This is a genomic window from Maribacter sp. MAR_2009_72 (genome assembly GCF_007827235.1).
Taxonomy (GTDB): domain Bacteria; phylum Bacteroidota; class Bacteroidia; order Flavobacteriales; family Flavobacteriaceae; genus Maribacter; species Maribacter sedimenticola.
This window is the reverse complement of the sequence record NZ_VISB01000001.1, coordinates 1,568,732-1,589,329: the sequence shown is the minus strand read 5'-3', so window position 1 is coordinate 1,589,329 and position 20,598 is coordinate 1,568,732. Positions and strand designations below refer to the sequence as shown.

The 20,598-nt window shown below is 41.9% G+C and carries 4 protein-coding genes; all 4 read left to right on the top strand.

Annotated elements, in window-relative coordinates; genetic code table 11:
- Positions 1-6: 6 nt before the first annotated feature.
- The 4 genes from JM81_RS06520 to JM81_RS06505 all read left to right on the top strand — a co-directional run bounded on the left by JM81_RS06520 (position 7) and on the right by JM81_RS06505 (position 20,569).
- Positions 7-1,947 (top strand): OmpA family protein, encoded by a 1,941-nt coding sequence (locus JM81_RS06520; protein ID WP_144801539.1) that lies wholly within the window; start codon positions 7-9, stop codon positions 1,945-1,947.
- 364 nt (positions 1,948-2,311) lie between these two features.
- Positions 2,312-6,745 carry a beta strand repeat-containing protein gene (locus JM81_RS06515; protein ID WP_261374982.1) on the top strand — a complete coding sequence of 1,478 codons (4,434 nt, stop codon included), beginning with the start codon at positions 2,312-2,314 and terminating at the stop codon, positions 6,743-6,745.
- 412 nt (positions 6,746-7,157) lie between these two features.
- Positions 7,158-18,515 carry a beta strand repeat-containing protein gene (locus tag JM81_RS06510; RefSeq protein WP_144801534.1) on the top strand — a complete coding sequence of 3,786 codons (11,358 nt, stop codon included), beginning with the start codon at positions 7,158-7,160 and terminating at the stop codon, positions 18,513-18,515.
- Positions 18,516-18,547: 32 nt separating this feature from the next.
- Positions 18,548-20,569 carry a gliding motility-associated C-terminal domain-containing protein gene (locus tag JM81_RS06505; RefSeq protein WP_315897745.1) on the top strand — a complete coding sequence of 674 codons (2,022 nt, stop codon included), beginning with the start codon at positions 18,548-18,550 and terminating at the stop codon, positions 20,567-20,569.
- Positions 20,570-20,598: the final 29 nt, after the last annotated feature.

Sequence of the window (20,598 nt, the reverse complement as noted above, 5' to 3'; positions counted from 1 at the left end):
ATTACTATGGGACAAAGAGTACTATTAATACTTGCGCTACTATTATTTGGTCATGATTTTATCCATGCTCAAGAACGATTAATTGAAAAGGGCAATGAAAAATTTGAAGCTTATTCATTTAGTCCGGCAATCGATATTTACAAAAAGGTTTTGGATAAAGGCTATGTTTCTGCAGATTTGCTTAGGAAATTAGGTAATTCATATTATTATAATGCTGATTACAAAGATGCGGCCGATATCTATAAAAAACTTGTAGCGGATTATTCTGCGGAAGCCACGCCAGAGGACTACTTTAAGTATGCCCAAACGCTAAAATCGTTAGGGGATTATGAAACTTCAAATTCAATAATGAAAAAATTCATTGAAGTTACAAAAGGAGAAGGCCGCGCAACTGCTTTTACGGAAGACCGTGATTTCATGCAGGAAATAAAGGACAATTCAGGAAGGTATAATATAGGACCTTTTGAATTTAATTCACCCTATTCAGAATTTGCACCTTCTTTTTATAAGGAAGGGTTAATATTTTCTTCTGACCGTGATACCGGAAATTTTGCTCGATATCGTCATACTTGGAATGCCAAGGACTTTTTGGACCTCTATGTGGTTAATGCGGATAGTGCTTCTATCAACAAAGTAAAAAAGTTGGGTGAGAATGTAAATACACGATTACATGAATCCACTTCTGTTGTGACAAAAAACGGTCAAACATTATATTTTACAAGAAATAATATTGTAGACGGTAAGTATGTAAAGGACGAACAGGGAATCATTCGTTTAAAAATTTTCCGGGCTGCCATGATGGATGATGGTACTTGGGGAGAAATAGAAGAACTTCCTTTTAACAGTGATGCATATTCTATAGCAAACCCTGCATTAAGTCCAGATGAAAAGACACTTTATTTTGTTTCGGATATGCCTGGTACATTTGGAGAATCGGACCTGTATATGGTTACGATAAATCAAGATCGTACATTTGGAATACCACAGAATTTAGGTCCAAATATAAATACAGAGGCACGTGAAACTTTTCCTTATATAACAGCTGGGGAAATTTTGTATTTTTCTTCTGATGGACATCCCGGTCTAGGAGGGTTGGATGTTTTTGCAACCAAAATATTACGTCAGGATTTTACGGGTAAAGTTTTAAATGTTGGGGAACCGGTAAATAGTAAAGGAGATGATTTTACATTTATCTTCAATGAAGAACTGCGTACCGGCTACATGGCCTCTAACAGGGAGGGCGGTCTTGGATATGACGATATATATAGCTTTACGGAAACAAAACCATTAGTGTTTGACTGTATACAACAGGTTACGGGTACGGTTAGGGATAAAATAACCAATGAAGTATTGGTCGGTGCAACGGTAAAGGTTATAGATGAGGAAAACAATGAACTATTTTCTACAATTACGGATTCTAAAGGTACGTATAGTTTAGAACTGGATTGCAACAAAGGCAATTTTGTGAGAGCGCTTATGGAAGGATATATTCCTTTTGAAGAGTATATTGGAATATCGGACGGTAAGCCCAAGATTATTGATTTTTATTTGGAAAGAGATAGGATTACCGCCGGTTTTGGTGATGATTTGGCCAAGTTGCTACAGTTGAGCACCATATATTTTGATTTTGATAAATATAATATTAGAAAAGATTCTGAAGTGGAAATTGAAAAAGTTATCGCCGCCATGGAAAAGTATCCAAGTTTAAAATTAAAGGTAAATTCGCATACGGACAGTAGGGGAGCGGCATCTTATAACCTATGGCTTTCACAGAAAAGGGCAGAATCTACCATAAACTATATGATCAAGAAAGGTATAACCAATGATAGATTGGTAAGTGAAGGATATGGAGAGACCAAATTGTTAAATGAATGTGCAGATGGTGTAAAGTGTAGCGCTTCTAAACATGATATTAATAGAAGATCGGAATTTATAATATTAGAGTAATTTTTACGTATAATTTTTGGTATAAAAGCAACCATATAATGGTTGCTTTTATCATTAATATCTATACTTATCTATATTTTATGTAGTATTAAGTCAACTTATAAAAGCTATTGTAGCTAGTGCTTAATCGATAAATAACCAAGTTACAAAGTGTTTATTTAAGATTTTTTTTTGAGCAAACAGCAACATTCTATTCGTTCACTTGCTAATACACTTACTTCACAACAAAATTTAGTACTGGCCTTTCTCTATATTTATTTTAGCAAGTGATTTACTCTTTTAAGATCATACTGATATAATGGGTTTGTCGCACACATTTAAATACATGGGGTTAAGGAAATTTTTTTCAGCACTATTTTTATTGATGGCTTCTACTGTTATTTACAGTCAAGAAACGTTTAGGGATAATTTTACTTTTAGTAATTATGGCAATAATAATGGTAGTAGCAATTTTAGTGGAAATTGGATAGAAGCTAATGATGATAATAGCCCTAATGGAGGTAGAATTACAATAAATACTCCTTTTTTAGGGAATGGAAGACTTCGCTTTCAAAATCTGGACAATTCTCAAATTTCTAGAAATCTTAATCTTGCAGGAGCAACAAGTGTAAATTTAACGTTCAACTTTGAAAGAACAAATGGAAATGAAGCAATTGCAGTACAATTATGGAACGGGTCTAATTATAATACTGTAGGATTTCTAAATGGAAGTGGTACGTTTAACTATAACCTTAGTCCAAATGAAATTTCAGGAAATTCCTCTATAAGATTCTTATCCGCATCTGGTGGATGGAGTGGGAGTGAAACAATTTTTGTTGATAATGTATTATTTACAGCTACTTTTCCTACAATGGTAACCATTGAAGATGTTACTGTAAATGAAGATGCCGGAACGGCAACTTTTACGGCAACGGTTGGGGGTGTAAACGCTTTAGGTCCTTTTACGGTTAATTACCAAACTGTAAATATTTCTGCAACCGCTGGAGCCGATTATACGGCAACTAGTGGGACATTGACTTTTACAGGTACAGTTGGCAATTCGGCTACTTTTGATGTTCCCATTTTAGATGATGGCTTGCTGGAAGGAGCCGAAACCTTTAGGGTTCAAATGTCTAATCCATCAAATACTAGTGTAGTTGTTTCAGATACTGCTATTGGCACTATAGAGGATGATGAGGGTATAATTATGACCAATGGCTCAACATCAACACAATGTAGCGGTGTATTTTTAGATCCGGGAGGTTTAGGAAATTATGGCAATAATTTAAATGTAACACACACGCTTTGTCCAGAACCAGGGTTTGATTATGTTGCGGTAGATTTTACTAGTTTCGATATGGAAGCTGGTAATGATTTTTTGTTCGTATATGATGGTAACTCTACAGGAGCAACACTTATAGGAGTTTATGACAATGATAATATACCATCTTATATATCAGGTTCAGCCGCCGGAGGAGGATGTTTAACATTTAGATTCACCTCGGACAATAACGGTTCTGGAACAGGCTTTCAAGCTGATATTGGATGTTATGTAGAAGGTCCCGAAATTATAATAACAGATATCTCTTTTGATGAAGATGTAGGTAATGCTATTTTTACTGTTGAATCAACAAGGGCTCCACACGGTATAAATACGATATTTGGCTTTATTGAAACAGATTTTACAGTCGATTATACTACGGTAGATGGTTCGGCATTAGCAGGTAGTGATTATACCGCCGTTACCGGAACACTGACATTTAGCGGTGAAGTTGGTGACATTAGAACTATTTCGGTACCTATCGCCAATGATGGAGTACCTGAATTCGATGAGGACTTTACTATTATGTTTACGGGGGCAAATGCACCCAACAATGGCGATGTAAACTTTAGTGATACCGGTAGAGGTACAATTAATTCTCAAATTTTAGCCAATGTACCATTAAATTTATTTAGACAATTTGATGGTAAATATGATTACGTGACTACTGGCGGCACTATGCGTACACAAAGTAATAATGGAAATGCATGTGCCATTCAGGCCACATCTACAAATCAATTAGTTTCGGATATTCCTGCGACTGGTACGATTGCCGCAGCTTATTTATACTGGGCGCATTCAAGTTATGTTAGGGATGAGCAGGTAACCTTTGAAGGTCAGACTGTAAATGCGGGTTTTGTATATCAAACCACCTTTAATGCCAACGGAACAAATTTAAATTTTTATGGGTATGTTAGTGATGTAACGGCATTGGTACAAGGTATCACGGATATAAATACCAATAGTTTTGATTTTTCTGGGCTGACCATAGATACCTCTAATAATTTTTGTAATACACAAACGGTACTAGGCGGTTGGTCTTTAATGGTTTATTATGAAGAACCTTCTTTACCAGCTGTAAATATAAATATATACCAAGGTTTTGACGGACTTCAAAACAACTCACCAGGTACTCCATTTACGTTAGATTCATTTTATGCCATTGCCGGTTCCGGAGCAAAAGCAACTTTTTTATCTTGGGAAGGTGATGATACCTTAGGTTCAAGTGGTGCTAACCCTGAACGGTTAACGGTTACCAATCAAGCGAATACCACCTTTACGTTAACAGGAGATGGTGGTCAAACAGGAAATAATTCATACAATGGAACCATTTATGACAATACGGTGACTCCTACCAATTACAACCAAACAAATGTATATGGGGTTGATTTGGATACTTATGATATATCAACCTTTATTGCTCCTGGAGATTCACAAGTTACCGCCACTGTAAATGTTGGTCAAGATTACGTTATAAATATGGCGGTTGTAATGAAAGTGCCATCTAATTTAATAACAGGTACCGTATTTGAAGATGTAAATTACCCAGGTGGTGAAGGTAGAAACCAGGTAAATGCCGCTGGTTTAGGAGTGTCAGGAGCAATTGTTGAATTATTTGAAAGTAATGGAACTTTTCGTGAAAGAAAGAATACGGATATAAATGGAGATTACTCATTTGCTGGTATGGAAGATGGGGACTATTTAATTAAGGTAGTAAACTCTACTGTACGTTCAAATAGAACAGGTGGGCTAAATTGTACGGAATGTTTTCCAGTTCAAACCTATCGATCATTTGGTGATGCTGCAACGATTAACGAGGTTACTACCGAGATTGGAGGAGCCAACCCAAGTGCAACTTTAGATGCTGCATTAGGGGTTTTGAATAATGCACAATCAGTTTCAAGCGTAACCGTTGCAAGTAATGGTGTAACGGATATAAATTTTGGATTTAACTTTAATACAATCGTAAATACAAATGAGGATGGGCAAGGTTCCTTAGAGCAGTTTGTGGTTAATTCTAATAATTTAGATCAGAACAATTTGGATATTGAAGCGAATTCAATTTTTGATCCAGCTGCAGGGGAAGATGTTTCTATTTTCATGATTCCACCTACTGGTGATTCTTTTGGTAGAACGGCCGATGCAAATTTCGCGAACGGGTATTTTGATATACTGTTTTCTAACGGAAGTCCTCTATCTATTATTACAGATAATAATACTGCCATAGATGGGCGAACGCAAACAGCATATTCAGGAAATACGAATACTGGAACGTTAGGTTCGGGTGGTAGTTCCGTGGGTGTATCAAATATGATACTACCTAATTATGAACGACCTGAAATACAGGTACATAGAGATAATGGAGATGTATTTAGAACAGAAGGTACCGATGTTAGTATTAGAAATCTTTCAATCTTTGCAAATAATAATTCGGGAATTAGGGTAGATGCAGGTTCGTTAACGGCCACTGCAAACATTATAGGAATGGATGCAACTGGTGTTACCGCTAATGATTTAAACGTAGGTATTGAGAATACGGCAGGGAATTTAATTGCCGACGGTAATTATATTGCAAATACAGATAATTATGCCATCGAGATTGATGGTGGCACTTCTAATATTATTATAAATAACCATTTGGCCAATAATGGTAATGCTGCTTGTGATGATGCTATTTTGATAACTGCGGGTTCAGGTATTCAGATATTACAGAACTTAATTGAATTTTCTGCTTCTACTGCTATAGATGGCGAAGCGGGTTCTGGTAATATTATAATATCAGAGAATTCATTGACGACTTCAGGGGAAAATGGAGGTAACTGTAGTGGTAGTCCTCAGCAAATGGCAATAAAACTTGCTGGAAATAATTCAGAAATCACGAGCAATAAAATCTATACTAACGGTGGCGCTGGTATCAGTATAGTAGGTGGAGCATCTAATTTAATTAGTCAGAATTCAATGTATGCCAATGGTACTGCTACTCCTGCTTTAGGAATTGATTTAAATGATGATGGCGTTACATTAAATGACAATGCGGATGGTGATATTGGTCCTAACGGGTTAGAAAACTTTCCTGTAATTTCAGGAGCATATTTGGCGGGAACAAATCTTGTGGTAACCGGTTGGGCAAGCCCAGGAACCATTGTAGAAGTATTTTTTACCGACGTAAATGAAGGTACAGCTGCAAGTGGAGATAATCAATTAGGGTTAACGCAAGACTATGGTGAAGGACAAATTTATATAGGTACAGGAATAGAAGGTAGTACTAACGATCAAGATAGTGCAACATCCGCATATACAGATGCAGATGGTAATACGGATAATACCAATAAATATAAGTTTGTGTTTCCTCTACCCCCAGGTACCGTTTTAGGGGAATCAGTAACAGCTACAGGCACACGGTCTAATTCAACCTCTGAATTTTCACCTATTGTTGAAATAAGTGCGTATACGGTTATTACCAATAGCAGAATAACGTACAGGGTAAAAACGAATTAATATTTTCTAAATGATGCATTCTTTTTAACAAACTTGATTATACAAGTTTGTTAAAAAGAATGCATCTGTTTTAAATGCTTTTGATAAAATTTACTACCCCTGAAAAAGAATAATTTTTAAACACTTTTTCTCTGGATTCTATAATCCAATTCTACAGTTCTACAATTTTATTGACTCCTGTAACCTACTGAAATTAGGGTGCGTCCTCGATAAACAACCACCAATGACTAATGCGTAATTGGAATTCGCTAACCTCATGTTTGCCTATCTATACTGTGCAAATATCAGTGTACACAACATTTATTTTAAGGAGCACTTGTTATAATCAATATTTGTGTTAAGTGAAAACTGGTGATCCGTTTAATCGAGAAATAAACGGATGAATCTAAGAAGCACTTATAGAATAACCTATATGACCAACGATTTTTTGAAAGTGGAATTGAATATAAAAAGTATGAAAAGTCAGACTACCACAACCTTGAATTTTGCCATTAAAACAGTTATGGTGATGATTGCATTGATGTTGTCGGGGATTACTGTGGCACAAACAACGGTAACCTTAGAAGACCAATGTAATTGTGAAGTACTTCAAGGTACAGATGTTTCTACCCCTGGGTCCATAACTCCTGCTGGTGCAGATTTGGGAGACTTGTATGTAAATACGGATACAGGAACTATTTACTATTGGAATGGAACATCATGGGAATTGACTTCTACGGATGACCAAAATCTTCAAAATTTTAGTTTTGATCCTTTGACCAATATTCTTTCCCTTGAAATTGAAAACGGAAATACCGTTACTGCGGATTTGTCAACTCTGGACAGAACGGCATCAGAGATTATATATGATAACTCAACCTCATTATTATCGGCGACAAATGTAAGGGATGCTATTGATGAAATTAATGCAGTGGCAGGAACCGTTGCTTTGGTTGATAATGGCGACGGCACCTATGATTTTACAAGTGCGGATGGTAATATTACCACTATTGGTGACACTTCTATATCCACACTTAACGATAATGGTGATGGTACATATACTTATACGGATGAATCGGGTCTTGAACAAACTATTGATACCAATTCGCTATCCATTTCCAATACCATTTCTGGTAGTAGAATTGGGACGATAACAATGGCAGATGGTACAACCGAAGACATCAACGAGACGATAACCGATATCAGTGGCACCTTGACCACGGGCAACGAGATCGGTGTCTATGAAAAGGAGGACGGTACCACGGTATCGATCCAGGAGACGATTACGAGTATAGTGGACAACAACGACGGTAACGTGACCTTGGTGAACGAGGCCGGTGCCAGTGTGACCATTGCAAAATCTGATATAACGGCGAACCCTGACGGTACGTATACCTTCACGAACAATGACGGTAGCGATGTGATCATCGATACGAACGGACTGGTGATCAGCAACCTTGTAGCGGGTAACCGTATTGCAACGTTAACCGAGGCCGACGGAACCACGGCTGACATCAACGAGACGATAACAAGCATAGTGGACAACAACGACGGTAACGTGACCTTGGTGAACGAGGCCGGTGCCAGTGTGACCATAGCAAAATCTGATATAACGGCGAACCCTGACGGTACCTATACCTTCACGAACAATGACGGTAGCGATGTAATCATCGATACGAACGGACTGGTGATCAGCAACCTTGTAGCGGGTAACCGTATAGCAACGGTAACGGAGGCCGACGGAACCACGGCTGACATCAACGAGACGATAACCGATATCAGTGGCACCTTGACCACGGGCAACGAGATCGGTGTCTATGAAAAGGAGGACGGTACCACGGTATCGATCCAGGAGACGATAACAAGTATAGTGGACAACAACGACGGTAACGTGACCTTGGTGAACGAGGCCGGTGCCAGTGTGACCATTGCAAAATCTGATATAACGGCGAACCCTGACGGTACGTATACCTTTACGAACAATGACGGCAGCGATGTGATCATCGATACGAACGGACTGGTGATCACTAACCTTGTAGCGGGTAACCGTATTGCAACGGTAACGGAGGCCGACGGAACCACGGCTGACATCAACGAGACGATAACAAGTATAGTGGACAACAACGACGGTAACGTGACCTTGGTGAACGAGGCCGGTGCCAGTGTAACGATTGCGAAATCTGACATAACGGCGAACCCTGACGGTACGTATACCTTTACGAACAATGACGGCAGCGATGTGATCATTGATACTAACGGACTGGTGATCACTAACCTTGTAGCGGGTAACCGCATCGCAACGGTGACCGAGGCCGACGGAACCACGGCTGACATCAACGAGACCATTACAAGTATAGTGGACAACAATGACGGTAACGTGACCTTGGTGAACGAGGCCGGTGCCAGTGTGACCATAGCAAAATCTGACATAACGGCGAACCCTGACGGTACCTATACCTTCACGAACAATGACGGTAGCGATGTGATCATCGATACGAACGGACTGGTGATCAGCAACCTTGTAGCGGGTAACCGCATCGCAACGGTAACGGAGGCCGATGGTACCACTGCGGACATCAACGAGACGATAACGGATATCACCGGCACCTTGACTTCGGGCAACGAGATCGGTGTTTACGAAAAGGAGGACGGAACCACGGTATCCATCCAGGAGACGATTACAAGTATCGTTGATAATAATGATGGTAACGTGACCTTGGTGAACGAGGCGGGTGCCAGCGTAACGATTGCAAAATCTGACATAACGGCGAACCCTGACGGTACCTATACCTTCACGAACAATGACGGTAGCGATGTGATCATCGATACGAACGGACTGGTGATCAGCAACCTTGTAGCGGGTAACCGTATTGCAACGGTAACGGAGGCCGATGGTACCACTGCGGACATCAACGAGACGATTACGAGCATAGTGGACAACAATGATGGTAACGTGACCTTGGTGAACGAGGCCGGTGCCAGCGTAACGATTGCAAAATCTGACATTACTGCGAACCCTGACGGTACCTATACCTTCACGAACAATGACGGCAGCGATGTGATAATCGATACGAACGGACTGGTGATCAGCAACCTTGTAGCGGGTAACCGCATCGCAACGGTAACGGAGGCCGACGGAACCACGGCTGACATCAACGAGACGATAACCGATATCAGTGGCACCTTGACCACGGGCAACGAGATCGGTGTCTATGAAAAGGAGGACGGTACAACGGTATCGATCCAGGAGACGATTACAAGTATAGTGGACAACAACGACGGTAACGTGACCTTGGTGAACGAGGCGGGTGCCAGTGTGACCATAGCAAAATCTGACATAACGGCGAACCCTGACGGTACCTATACCTTCACGAACAATGACGGCAGCGATGTGATCATCGATACGAACGGACTGGTGATAAGCAACCTTGTGGCGGGTAACCGCATCGCAACGGTAACCGAGGCCGACGGAACCACGGCTGACATCAACGAGACCATTACAAGTATCGTTGATAATAATGACGGTACCTTGACTTTTACCCGTGAGGATAATAGCACACAAACAATTACTAAATCTCAATTAACTGATAACGGTAACGGAACATTTACATTCAACAATGGTGATGGTACTCCAATTTCCTTTGACGGAACTGATGACCAAGATGCATCACAGGTAAATTTATTGACTCCTATTGATGTAGATGGCGACTCGGTGAATGAAACAACGGTAGAAGATGCTATCGCAGATTTAGCGAACAATAGCAGTGACAATCAAAACCTTACGGGAGCCACATTAAATGGAGCCAACCAACTTCAAATAGATATTGAAAGAGGTACGTCGACAAATGTAGATTTATCTTCATTAAGTGAAACGGTAACTGCCGGCACTGGAGCTATTACGGTAGATGATGACGGAAATGGTATTTATACGATTAACTCTATAGATTCAGATGAAGATGAAACCAACGAGTTAGCTGTCTTGGATTCTGGTCCTCCAATTGCAAATGGAACAAATTCAGGTGATACTTATGTAGATACTGATAATGGTCAATTATACGCTTGGGATGGTACAATTTGGCAACAAGTAGGAGGAAGTGCTGCGCCAGATGCGGATCCAGATCCAGAAAATGAGCTTTCAGATGTAGAATTAACAGGAACAACTTTAGAATTAACCAACCCTGCACCTGGTGCAACCGGAGTTGATTTAAATAATACGTTTGCTACGGACCAGGAATTGACTGATGCTATTACGGCGAGTGAATTGTTAGATGGCGATAAAGACGACCAGAACGAATTACAAGATTTAGAAGATGTTTTAACAAGAGATCCCAGTGCTGCTGGTAATGTTATTACAGACTTAGGTTCACCAGTTAATGCCAATGATGCTGTAAACAAAGCATATGTAGATAATCTTGCTGACGATGATGTAAGTGTTACCAATATTGTTGGCGGGAATAGAATTGCAACTATTTCTGAACCAGGAATTACGCCCGTTGATATAAATGAAACGATTACTAATGTAGTAGATAACGGGGATGGAAGTTTTACCTATACCAATGAAAATGGAGCACCGGTATCATTCCAGGCGTCCACGATCTCGGATAATGGCGATGGAACATCTACCATTGGTTTAGCCGATGGCGGAACCATTACGGTGGACAATGACGGAGTGGATAATGTGGACGATGCGGACAACGACCCAAGAAACGAGATTACAACTGTAGCCGATAACGGCGACGGAACTTCCACGATCGCGGATGTCGACGGCAATTCGGTAACGGTTGACAATGACGGAGTCGATAATGTGGATGATGCGGACAACGACCCAAGAAACGAGATTACAACGGTAGCGGATAACGGAGACGGAACATCCACGATTGCGGATGTCGACGGCAATTCGGTAACGGTTGACAATGACGGAGTGGATAACGTTGACGATGCGGACAACGACCCAAGAAACGAGATACAGACGGTAGCATCTGGTGATGGTTCCGTAGATGTAGTAAGGACCGGCGATAATTTTGATTTATCGGTAACCATCCCAGCGAACAATGATAATGATCCAAGGAATGAAATAACTACGGTAGCGGATAACGGCGACGGAACTTCTACTATCGCGGATGTCGATGGCAATTCGGTAACGGTCGATAATGATGGCTTAGATAACGTGGACGATGCGGATAATGTAATCGGAAACGAATACAATACAGGAAGTGGAATTACGAATGGAACTCTGGAAATCACGGATGGTGGTGGAACGGAGTCGGTAAACTTAATAAGTACAAACGCAGATAACGATATAACATTTGGAACGGACGGGGCATTATATTTAAATGTTGCTTCGGTTACAATTTCGGAAACGATTACCACTTTGGCGGATAACGGGGATGGAAGTTTTACCTATACCAATGAAAATGGAGCACCGGTATCATTCCAGGCATCCACGATCACGGATAATGGCAATGGAACATCTACCATTGGTTTAGCCGATGGCGGAACCATTACGGTTGACAATGACGGAGTCGATAATGTGGACGATGCGGACAACGATCCAAGAAACGAGATTACAACTGTAGCCGATAACGGAGACGGAACTTCCACGATCGCGGATGTCGACGGCAATTCGGTAACGGTGGACAATGATGGAGTCGATAATGTGGACGATGCGGACAACGACCCAAGGAATGAGATAACTACGGTAGCGGATAACGGAGACGGAACATCCACGATTGCGGATGTCGACGGCAATTCGGTAACGGTGGACAATGACGGAGTCGATAACGTTGACGATGCGGACAACGACCCAAGAAATGAGATTACAACTGTAGCCGATAACGGCGACGGAACTTCTACTATCGCGGATGTCGATGGAAACTCGGTAACGGTGGACAATGACGGAGTCGATAATGTGGACGATGCGGACAACGACCCAAGAAACGAGATTACTACGGTAGCCGATAACGGCGACGGAACTTCTACGATCGCGGATGTCGATGGCAATTCGGTAACGGTGGACAATGACGGAGTCGATAATGTGGACGATGCGGACAACGACCCAAGAAACGAGATTACTACGGTAGCCGATAACGGCGACGGAACTTCTACGATCGCGGATGTCGATGGCAATTCGGTAACGGTGGACAATGACGGAGTCGATAATGTGGACGATGCGGACAACGACCCAAGAAACGAGATTACAACTGTAGCCGATAACGGCGACGGAACATCCACTATCGCGGATGTCGATGGAAACTCGGTAACGGTGGACAATGATGGTGTCGATAATGTGGACGATGCGGATAATGTAATCGGAAACGAATACAATACAGGAAGTGGAATTACGAATGGAACTCTGGAAATCACGGATGGTGGTGGAACGGAGTCGGTAAACCTAATAAGTGCGAATGCAGATAACGATATAACATTTGGAACGGACGGGGCATTATATTTAAATGTTGCTTCGGTTACAATATCAGAAACGATTACTACTTTGGCGGATAACGGGGATGGAAGTTTTACCTATACCAATGAAAATGGAGCACCGGTATCATTCCAGGCGTCCACGATCACGGATAATGGCGATGGAACATCTACCATTGGTTTAGCCGATGGCGGAACCATTACGGTGGACAATGATGGAGTGGATAACGTTGATGATGCGGACAACGACCCAAGAAACGAGATTACAACGGTAGCGGATAACGGAAACGGAACATCCACTATCGCGGATGTCGATGGAAACTCGGTAACGGTTGACAATGACGGAGTGGATAATGTGGATGATGCGGACAACGACCCAAGGAATGAGATACAGACGGTAGCATCTGGTGATGGTTCCGTAGATGTGGTAAGGACCGGCGATAATTTTGATTTATCGGTAACCATCCCAGCGAACAATGATAATGATCCAAGAAACGAAATAACTACGGTAGCCGATAACGGCGACGGAACTTCTACTATTGCGGATGTCGATGGCAATTCGGTAACGGTTGACAATGATGGTGTCGATAATGTGGACGATGCGGACAACGACCCAAGGAATGAAATAACTACGGTAGCGGATAACGGCGACGGTACTTCCACGATCGCGGATGTCGATGGAAACTCGGTAACGGTAGACAATGACGGAGTCGATAATGTGGACGATGCGGACAACGACCCAAGAAACGAGATAACTACGGTAGCGGATAACGGCGACGGAACTTCTACTATCGCGGATGTCGATGGAAACTCGGTAACGGTGGACAATGATGGTGTGGATAATGTGGACGATGCGGATAATGTAATCGGAAACGAATACAATACAGGAAGTGGAATTACGAATGGAACTCTGGAAATCACGGATGGTGGTGGAACGGAGTCGGTAAACCTAATAAGTACAAACGCAGATAATGATCTTGCTTTTGGAACGGACGGGGCATTATATTTAAATGTTGCTTCTGTTACAATTTCAGAAACGATTACCACTTTGGCGGATAACGGGGATGGAAGTTTTACCTATACCAATGAGAATGGAGCACCGGTATCATTCCAGGCATCCACGATCACGGATAATGGTAATGGAACATCTACCATTGGTTTAGCGGATGGAGGAACCATTACGGTCGATAATGACGGAGTCGATAACGTTGACGATGCGGACAACGACCCAAGGAATGAGATACAGACGGTAGCATCTGGTGATGGTTCCGTAGATGTGGTAAGGACCGGCGATAATTTTGATTTATCGGTAACCATCCCAGCGAACAATGATAATGATCCAAGAAACGAGATTACAACGGTAGCGGATAACGGCGACGGAACTTCTACTATCGCGGATGTCGATGGCAATTCGGTAACGGTCGATAATGATGGCGTAGATAATGTGGACGATGCGGACAACGACCCAAGGAATGAAATAACTACGGTAGCGGATAACGGCGACGGTACTTCCACGATCGCGGATGTCGATGGAAACTCGGTAACGGTGGACAATGACGGAGTCGATAATGTGGACGATGCGGACAACGACCCAAGAAACGAGATTACCACGGTAGCGGATAACGGAGACGGAACATCCACGATCGCGGATGTCGATGGCAATTCGGTAACGGTGGACAATGACGGAGTGGATAATGTGGACGATGCGGATAATGTAATCGGAAACGAATACAATACAGGAAGTGGAATTACGAATGGAACTCTGGAAATCACGGATGGTGGTGGAACGGAGTCGGTAAACCTAATAAGTACAAACGCAGATAATGATCTTGCTTTTGGAACGGACGGGGCATTATATTTAAATGTTGCTTCGGTTACAATTTCGGAAACCATTACCACATTGGCGGATAACGGGGATGGAAGTTTTACCTATACCAATGAAAATGGAGCACCGGTATCATTCCAGGCATCCACGATCACGGATAATGGTAATGGAACATCTACCATTGGTTTAGCCGATGGCGGAACCATTACGGTGGACAATGACGGAGTGGATAACGTAGATGATGCGGATAACGACCCAAGAAATGAGATTACAACGGTAGCCGATAACGGAGACGGAACATCCACTATTGCGGATGTCGATGGAAACTCGGTAACGGTTGACAATGACGGAGTCGATAATGTGGACGATGCGGACAACGACCCAAGAAACGAGATTACTACGGTAGCCGATAACGGAGACGGAACATCCACTATTGCGGATGTCGATGGCAATTCGGTAACGGTTGACAATGACGGAGTGGATAACGTTGACGATGCGGACAACGACCCAAGAAACGAGATTACAACGGTAGCCGATAACGGCGACGGAACTTCCACGATTGCGGATGTCGATGGCAATTCGGTAACGGTTGACAATGACGGAGTCGATAACGTGGACGATGCGGACAACGATCCAAGAAATGAAATCACTACGGTAGCCGATAACGGCGACGGAACTTCTACGATTGCGGATGTCGACGGTAATTCGGTAACGGTTGACAATGACGGAGTGGATAATGTGGACGATGCGGACAACGACCCAAGAAACGAGATAACTACGGTAGCGGATAACGGCGACGGAACTTCTACTATCGCGGATGTCGATGGAAACTCGGTAACGGTGGACAATGATGGTGTGGATAATGTGGACGATGCGGATAATGTAATCGGAAACGAATACAATACAGGAAGTGGAATTACGAATGGAACTCTGGAAATCACGGATGGTGGTGGAACGGAGTCGGTAAACCTAATAAGTACAAACGCAGATAATGATCTTGCTTTTGGAACGGACGGGGCATTATATTTAAATGTTGCTTCTGTTACAATTTCAGAAACGATTACCACTTTGGCGGATAACGGGGATGGAAGTTTTACCTATACCAATGAGAATGGAGCACCGGTATCATTCCAGGCATCCACGATCACGGATAATGGTAATGGAACATCTACCATTGGTTTAGCGGATGGAGGAACCATTACGGTCGATAATGACGGAGTGGATAATGTGGACGATGCGGATAACGACCCTACTAATGAAAATCAAACAGTAAGTGCTGGTACGGGAATAGCTGTCAATCAAGTTGGTCAGAATTTCGAGGTGACCAATACGGCACCTGACCAAACAGTATCGATTGCCGATGGCGGCAACGGTAACGTAACGGTTGGCGGTACGTATCCAAATTTCACTATCGATGTACCTGACGCCACGGTAGATACTGACGACCAGGACCTGTCGAGTGCTGTGGTGACTGCTAATGAGAGTGTCGAGATACAGATCACGGACGGTAACAATACAACGATAGATATTAGGGATGCTGATAGCGATGCTACTAATGAATATAACACGGCCTTCGGGATATCAGGGAGTAACCTGAGGTTGACCGATGGCGGTGGCAACCTTGATGTACCGTTATCCTCACTTGGTACAGACGAGCAGGACCTGTCGAGTGCCGTGGTTACTGCCAATGAGAGTGTCGAGATCCAGATCACCAACGGTAACAATACGACGATAGATATCCGTGATGCGGATAGCGACCCAACCAACGAGAACCAGACGGTAAGTGCTGGTACGGGAATATCTGTCAATCAAGTCGGTCAGAATTTCGAGGTGACCAATACGGCACCTGACCAAACAGTATCGATTGCAGATGGTGGCAACGGTAACGTAACGGTTGGCGGTACGTATCCAAATTTCACTATCGATGTACCTGACGCTACGGTAGATACTGATGACCAGGACCTGTCGAGCGCTGTGGTCACTGCTAATGAGAGTGTCGAGATACAGATTACGGACGGTAACAATACAACGATAGATATTAGGGATGCGGATAGTGATGCTACCAATGAAATACAGGATCTTCAGTTCACCGGTGGGGTAATTAGTTTGACCGATGACCCCGGTGCAACCACAATAGACCTAAGCAACTACGATACGAACGCATCGGATGATTTTGACGGACAGTGGAGCAGCCTAACGGGAGTGCCTGCAGGTTTTGCGGACAACGTGGACAATGTGGACGATGCGGATAATGACGCTACGAATGAATACAACACTGCCTTTGGGATATCAGGGAGCAACCTGAGGTTGACCGATGGCGGTGGCAACCTTGATGTGCCTTTATCAGCATTGGGAACTGATGAGCAGGACCTGTCTAGTGCCGTGGTCACTGCGAACGAGAGTGTCGAGATACAAATCACCAATGGTAACAATACAACGATAGATATTAGGGATGCGGATTCAAGTACTACAAATGAAATTAATACGGCATTTAACGTTGCCAGTGGTAATTTAAATATTACGGATAGTAACGGTACATTATCAGTACCATTAAGCAGTATAGATACGGATGACCAAACCCTAACACTTACTGGTAATACTTTGGCTATTTCTGAAGGTAATTCTGTAAATCTTAGTGGATTTGCAAATACTGATAATCAAAATTTATCTAATACGGTTATTACCCCTAATGAGAGTGTAAGGGTTAATATTTCCGGAGGTACCAATACGACCATTGATATACGTGATGCGGATTCAGATGCAACCAATGAGTATAATACGGCCTTCGGGATATCAGGGAGCAACCTGAGATTGACCGATGGCGGTGGCAACCTTGATGTGCCGTTATCCGCATTGGGAACTGATGAGCAGGACCTGTCCAGTTCGGTTGTCACTGCAAATGAAAGTGTCGAAATCCAGATTACCAATGGTAACAATACTACGATAGATATTAGGGATGCGGATTCGGACCCTTTAAACGAAATTCAGGTCTTAGGTAGATCCGGTACCACGTTGTTATTATCTAATGGTGGAGGTTCGGTATCTATTGCGGATAACGATAATAATTCTAGCAATGAAATTCAAACCTTGACTTCAACGGATGGGTCAGTAACCATAACACCAAGCGGTATTAATTACAATTTATCCGTCCCTGCTGTGGAAGAAACAGTTGTAACTGCAGGAACAGATATAAGTGTTACGGGTGATGGTAGTGCGGCTACACCATATGTAATCAGTAATACCAGGCCAAATATTTTTTACCCACCATCTATTGCCGTAGATGTGGCAACGACCGGTACTGGTAGAACAATAGATTTACATGCAGAATACCTTGCACAATATGGTACACCATCAGTGGCAAGTGCAGGTGCGCCGGCAGCAATTCCTACATATGCCAATAATGAATTGTATTATTATGTTACGTACTATGATACTACGGTATTTGCCAATGTAAGTGTAAATGCACTTGGGATTATGTCCTATGATGTAATATCCACTCCAACAGATTACAATACATTGATAAACGTTGTATTTGTAGCCCAATAGATTGTTGGTTAAAGTATAGATCCCAAACGAATTTGAAAAAAATAGCTATATATAAGTTTATTGTTCTCAGCATTGTTACCACAGTGCTGGGAACATTAGCATCTCACGCTCAGTTTCTGTTGCAGGCACCTACGGATAGCGATCAGCATAATTTTCGTTGGTATGAAGCTTCCGACACCTCCACGATACTGGCAACGGATTCTTTTTATGAAGTAACTCGGCCCGGTATTTATTTTGCCACATATGATGGTACTTTGTGTGGTTCCAACGCCACAGGTTATTTTATCGTAACGGATTGTAATAATCCAGATAATGAGGTGACTATGGATATTACGTCAAATGTTTCGGCGGCCGCTACGGTAAGTTGGAATCCGCCATTAACAGGAGATCAATTAAGGCCAATGGTGATAGCCACGGATGCTGTAGTAAAATATACGGCTACGGTAACAAAAGCAGGTAATACGTTTAGTCTACCAAATTTCACGGTGGTATGTTTACCTGAAGCTGCGGATTTGGAAAATGATATCGTAACGACAGATGAGGAAATTCCTGTTAATATAGCTATTTATGATAATGATGCGGATTTGCCAGATGTAGGGTCGTTAACCACTACAGATCCTGCTAACGGTACGGTCACAATAGAAGATGGAGGAACACCTAATAATCCTTTGGATGATGTGGTCACCTATACCCCGGATGTGGATTTTAATGGAACCGACAGTTTTCAATATACCATATGTAATGCCTATGGTGATTGTAGCACGGCTACGGTTACCATAGACGTATTGCCTATTTTAGATACCAATGATGATTCTATAGCGATAAACATTAATGAAATAGATGTTATAGATACGTGGCCAGCAAATGATAATGATTTACCTGTTAGCGGTACGTTCAGTGTTACCCAGCCAAGTAATGGATCGGTTACCGTAGATGATAACGGAACACCTGATAATCCGTCAGATGATATACCTACATATTTTCCAAATAATAATTATTTGGGTACAGATGCTTTTGAATATACGGTATGTGATTTAAACGGGAATTGTGATACCGCTACCATTACAATTTTAATCAGTCCTTATGGTGTTGATTTGGATAGTGATGATGATGGTATTGTGGACAGTTTTGAAGACTTAAATCTTGATGGGGATAATGATCCATCTACTAATCCTACTGATAGTGATGGAGATGGTTTTCCAGATTATTTGGATATAGATAGTGATGGTGACGGTATACCTGATAACGTTGAAGCGCAGACTACTGCAGATTATATTCCGCCAACTGGCATGGATGTAAATGGTAATGGTATTGACGATGCTTATGAGGTAAATGGATTAACAGGTATATTCCCTATTGATACTGATGGTGATAACTTGCCCGATTATTTAGATGAGGATAGTGATAATGATAATGTGCCCGATATTATTGAAGGGCATGATTATAACCAGGATGGAATTGCCAATGTGGTTAGAATTGGTTCTGATAAGGACGATGATGGATTGGATGATGGATTTGAAGCATCTATTATAGTTGATGTGGATGTCAACGATGAAATTAATGACCCTTACAATGATTTGCCAAATACTGATGGCGATGAAGAATCTGACTACAGGGATACCGATGATGATGATGATGGTATTGCAACTATTGACGAAGATGTAAACCTTAATGGAAATTATTTGGATGATGATTCCGATGAAGATGGCATTCCTAACTATTTGGATTCAGATTTAGGTGAATTTGAAGAAGAAATTGAAGTTTTCAACGTTATTACACCTAATGGTGATGGTATCCATGATGTATTGCGTATATCTGGATTGCAAAATTACCCTAACAATACTTTAAAAATATATAACAGATGGGGTGTTGCCGTGTACATGACAAAAGCCTATAACACAGAAGGCAATGTATTTGATGGTACTTCGGAAGGTAGGGTTACAGTGGATGTAGACCGTAAATTACCGGTAGGTACATACTTCTACATTTTAGATTATGAATTGCCAAACGGTGAAATTAAAACACTTTCTGGATACATATATATAAATAGATAATAATGTTGATGAGGTATAAATTTTTGGAA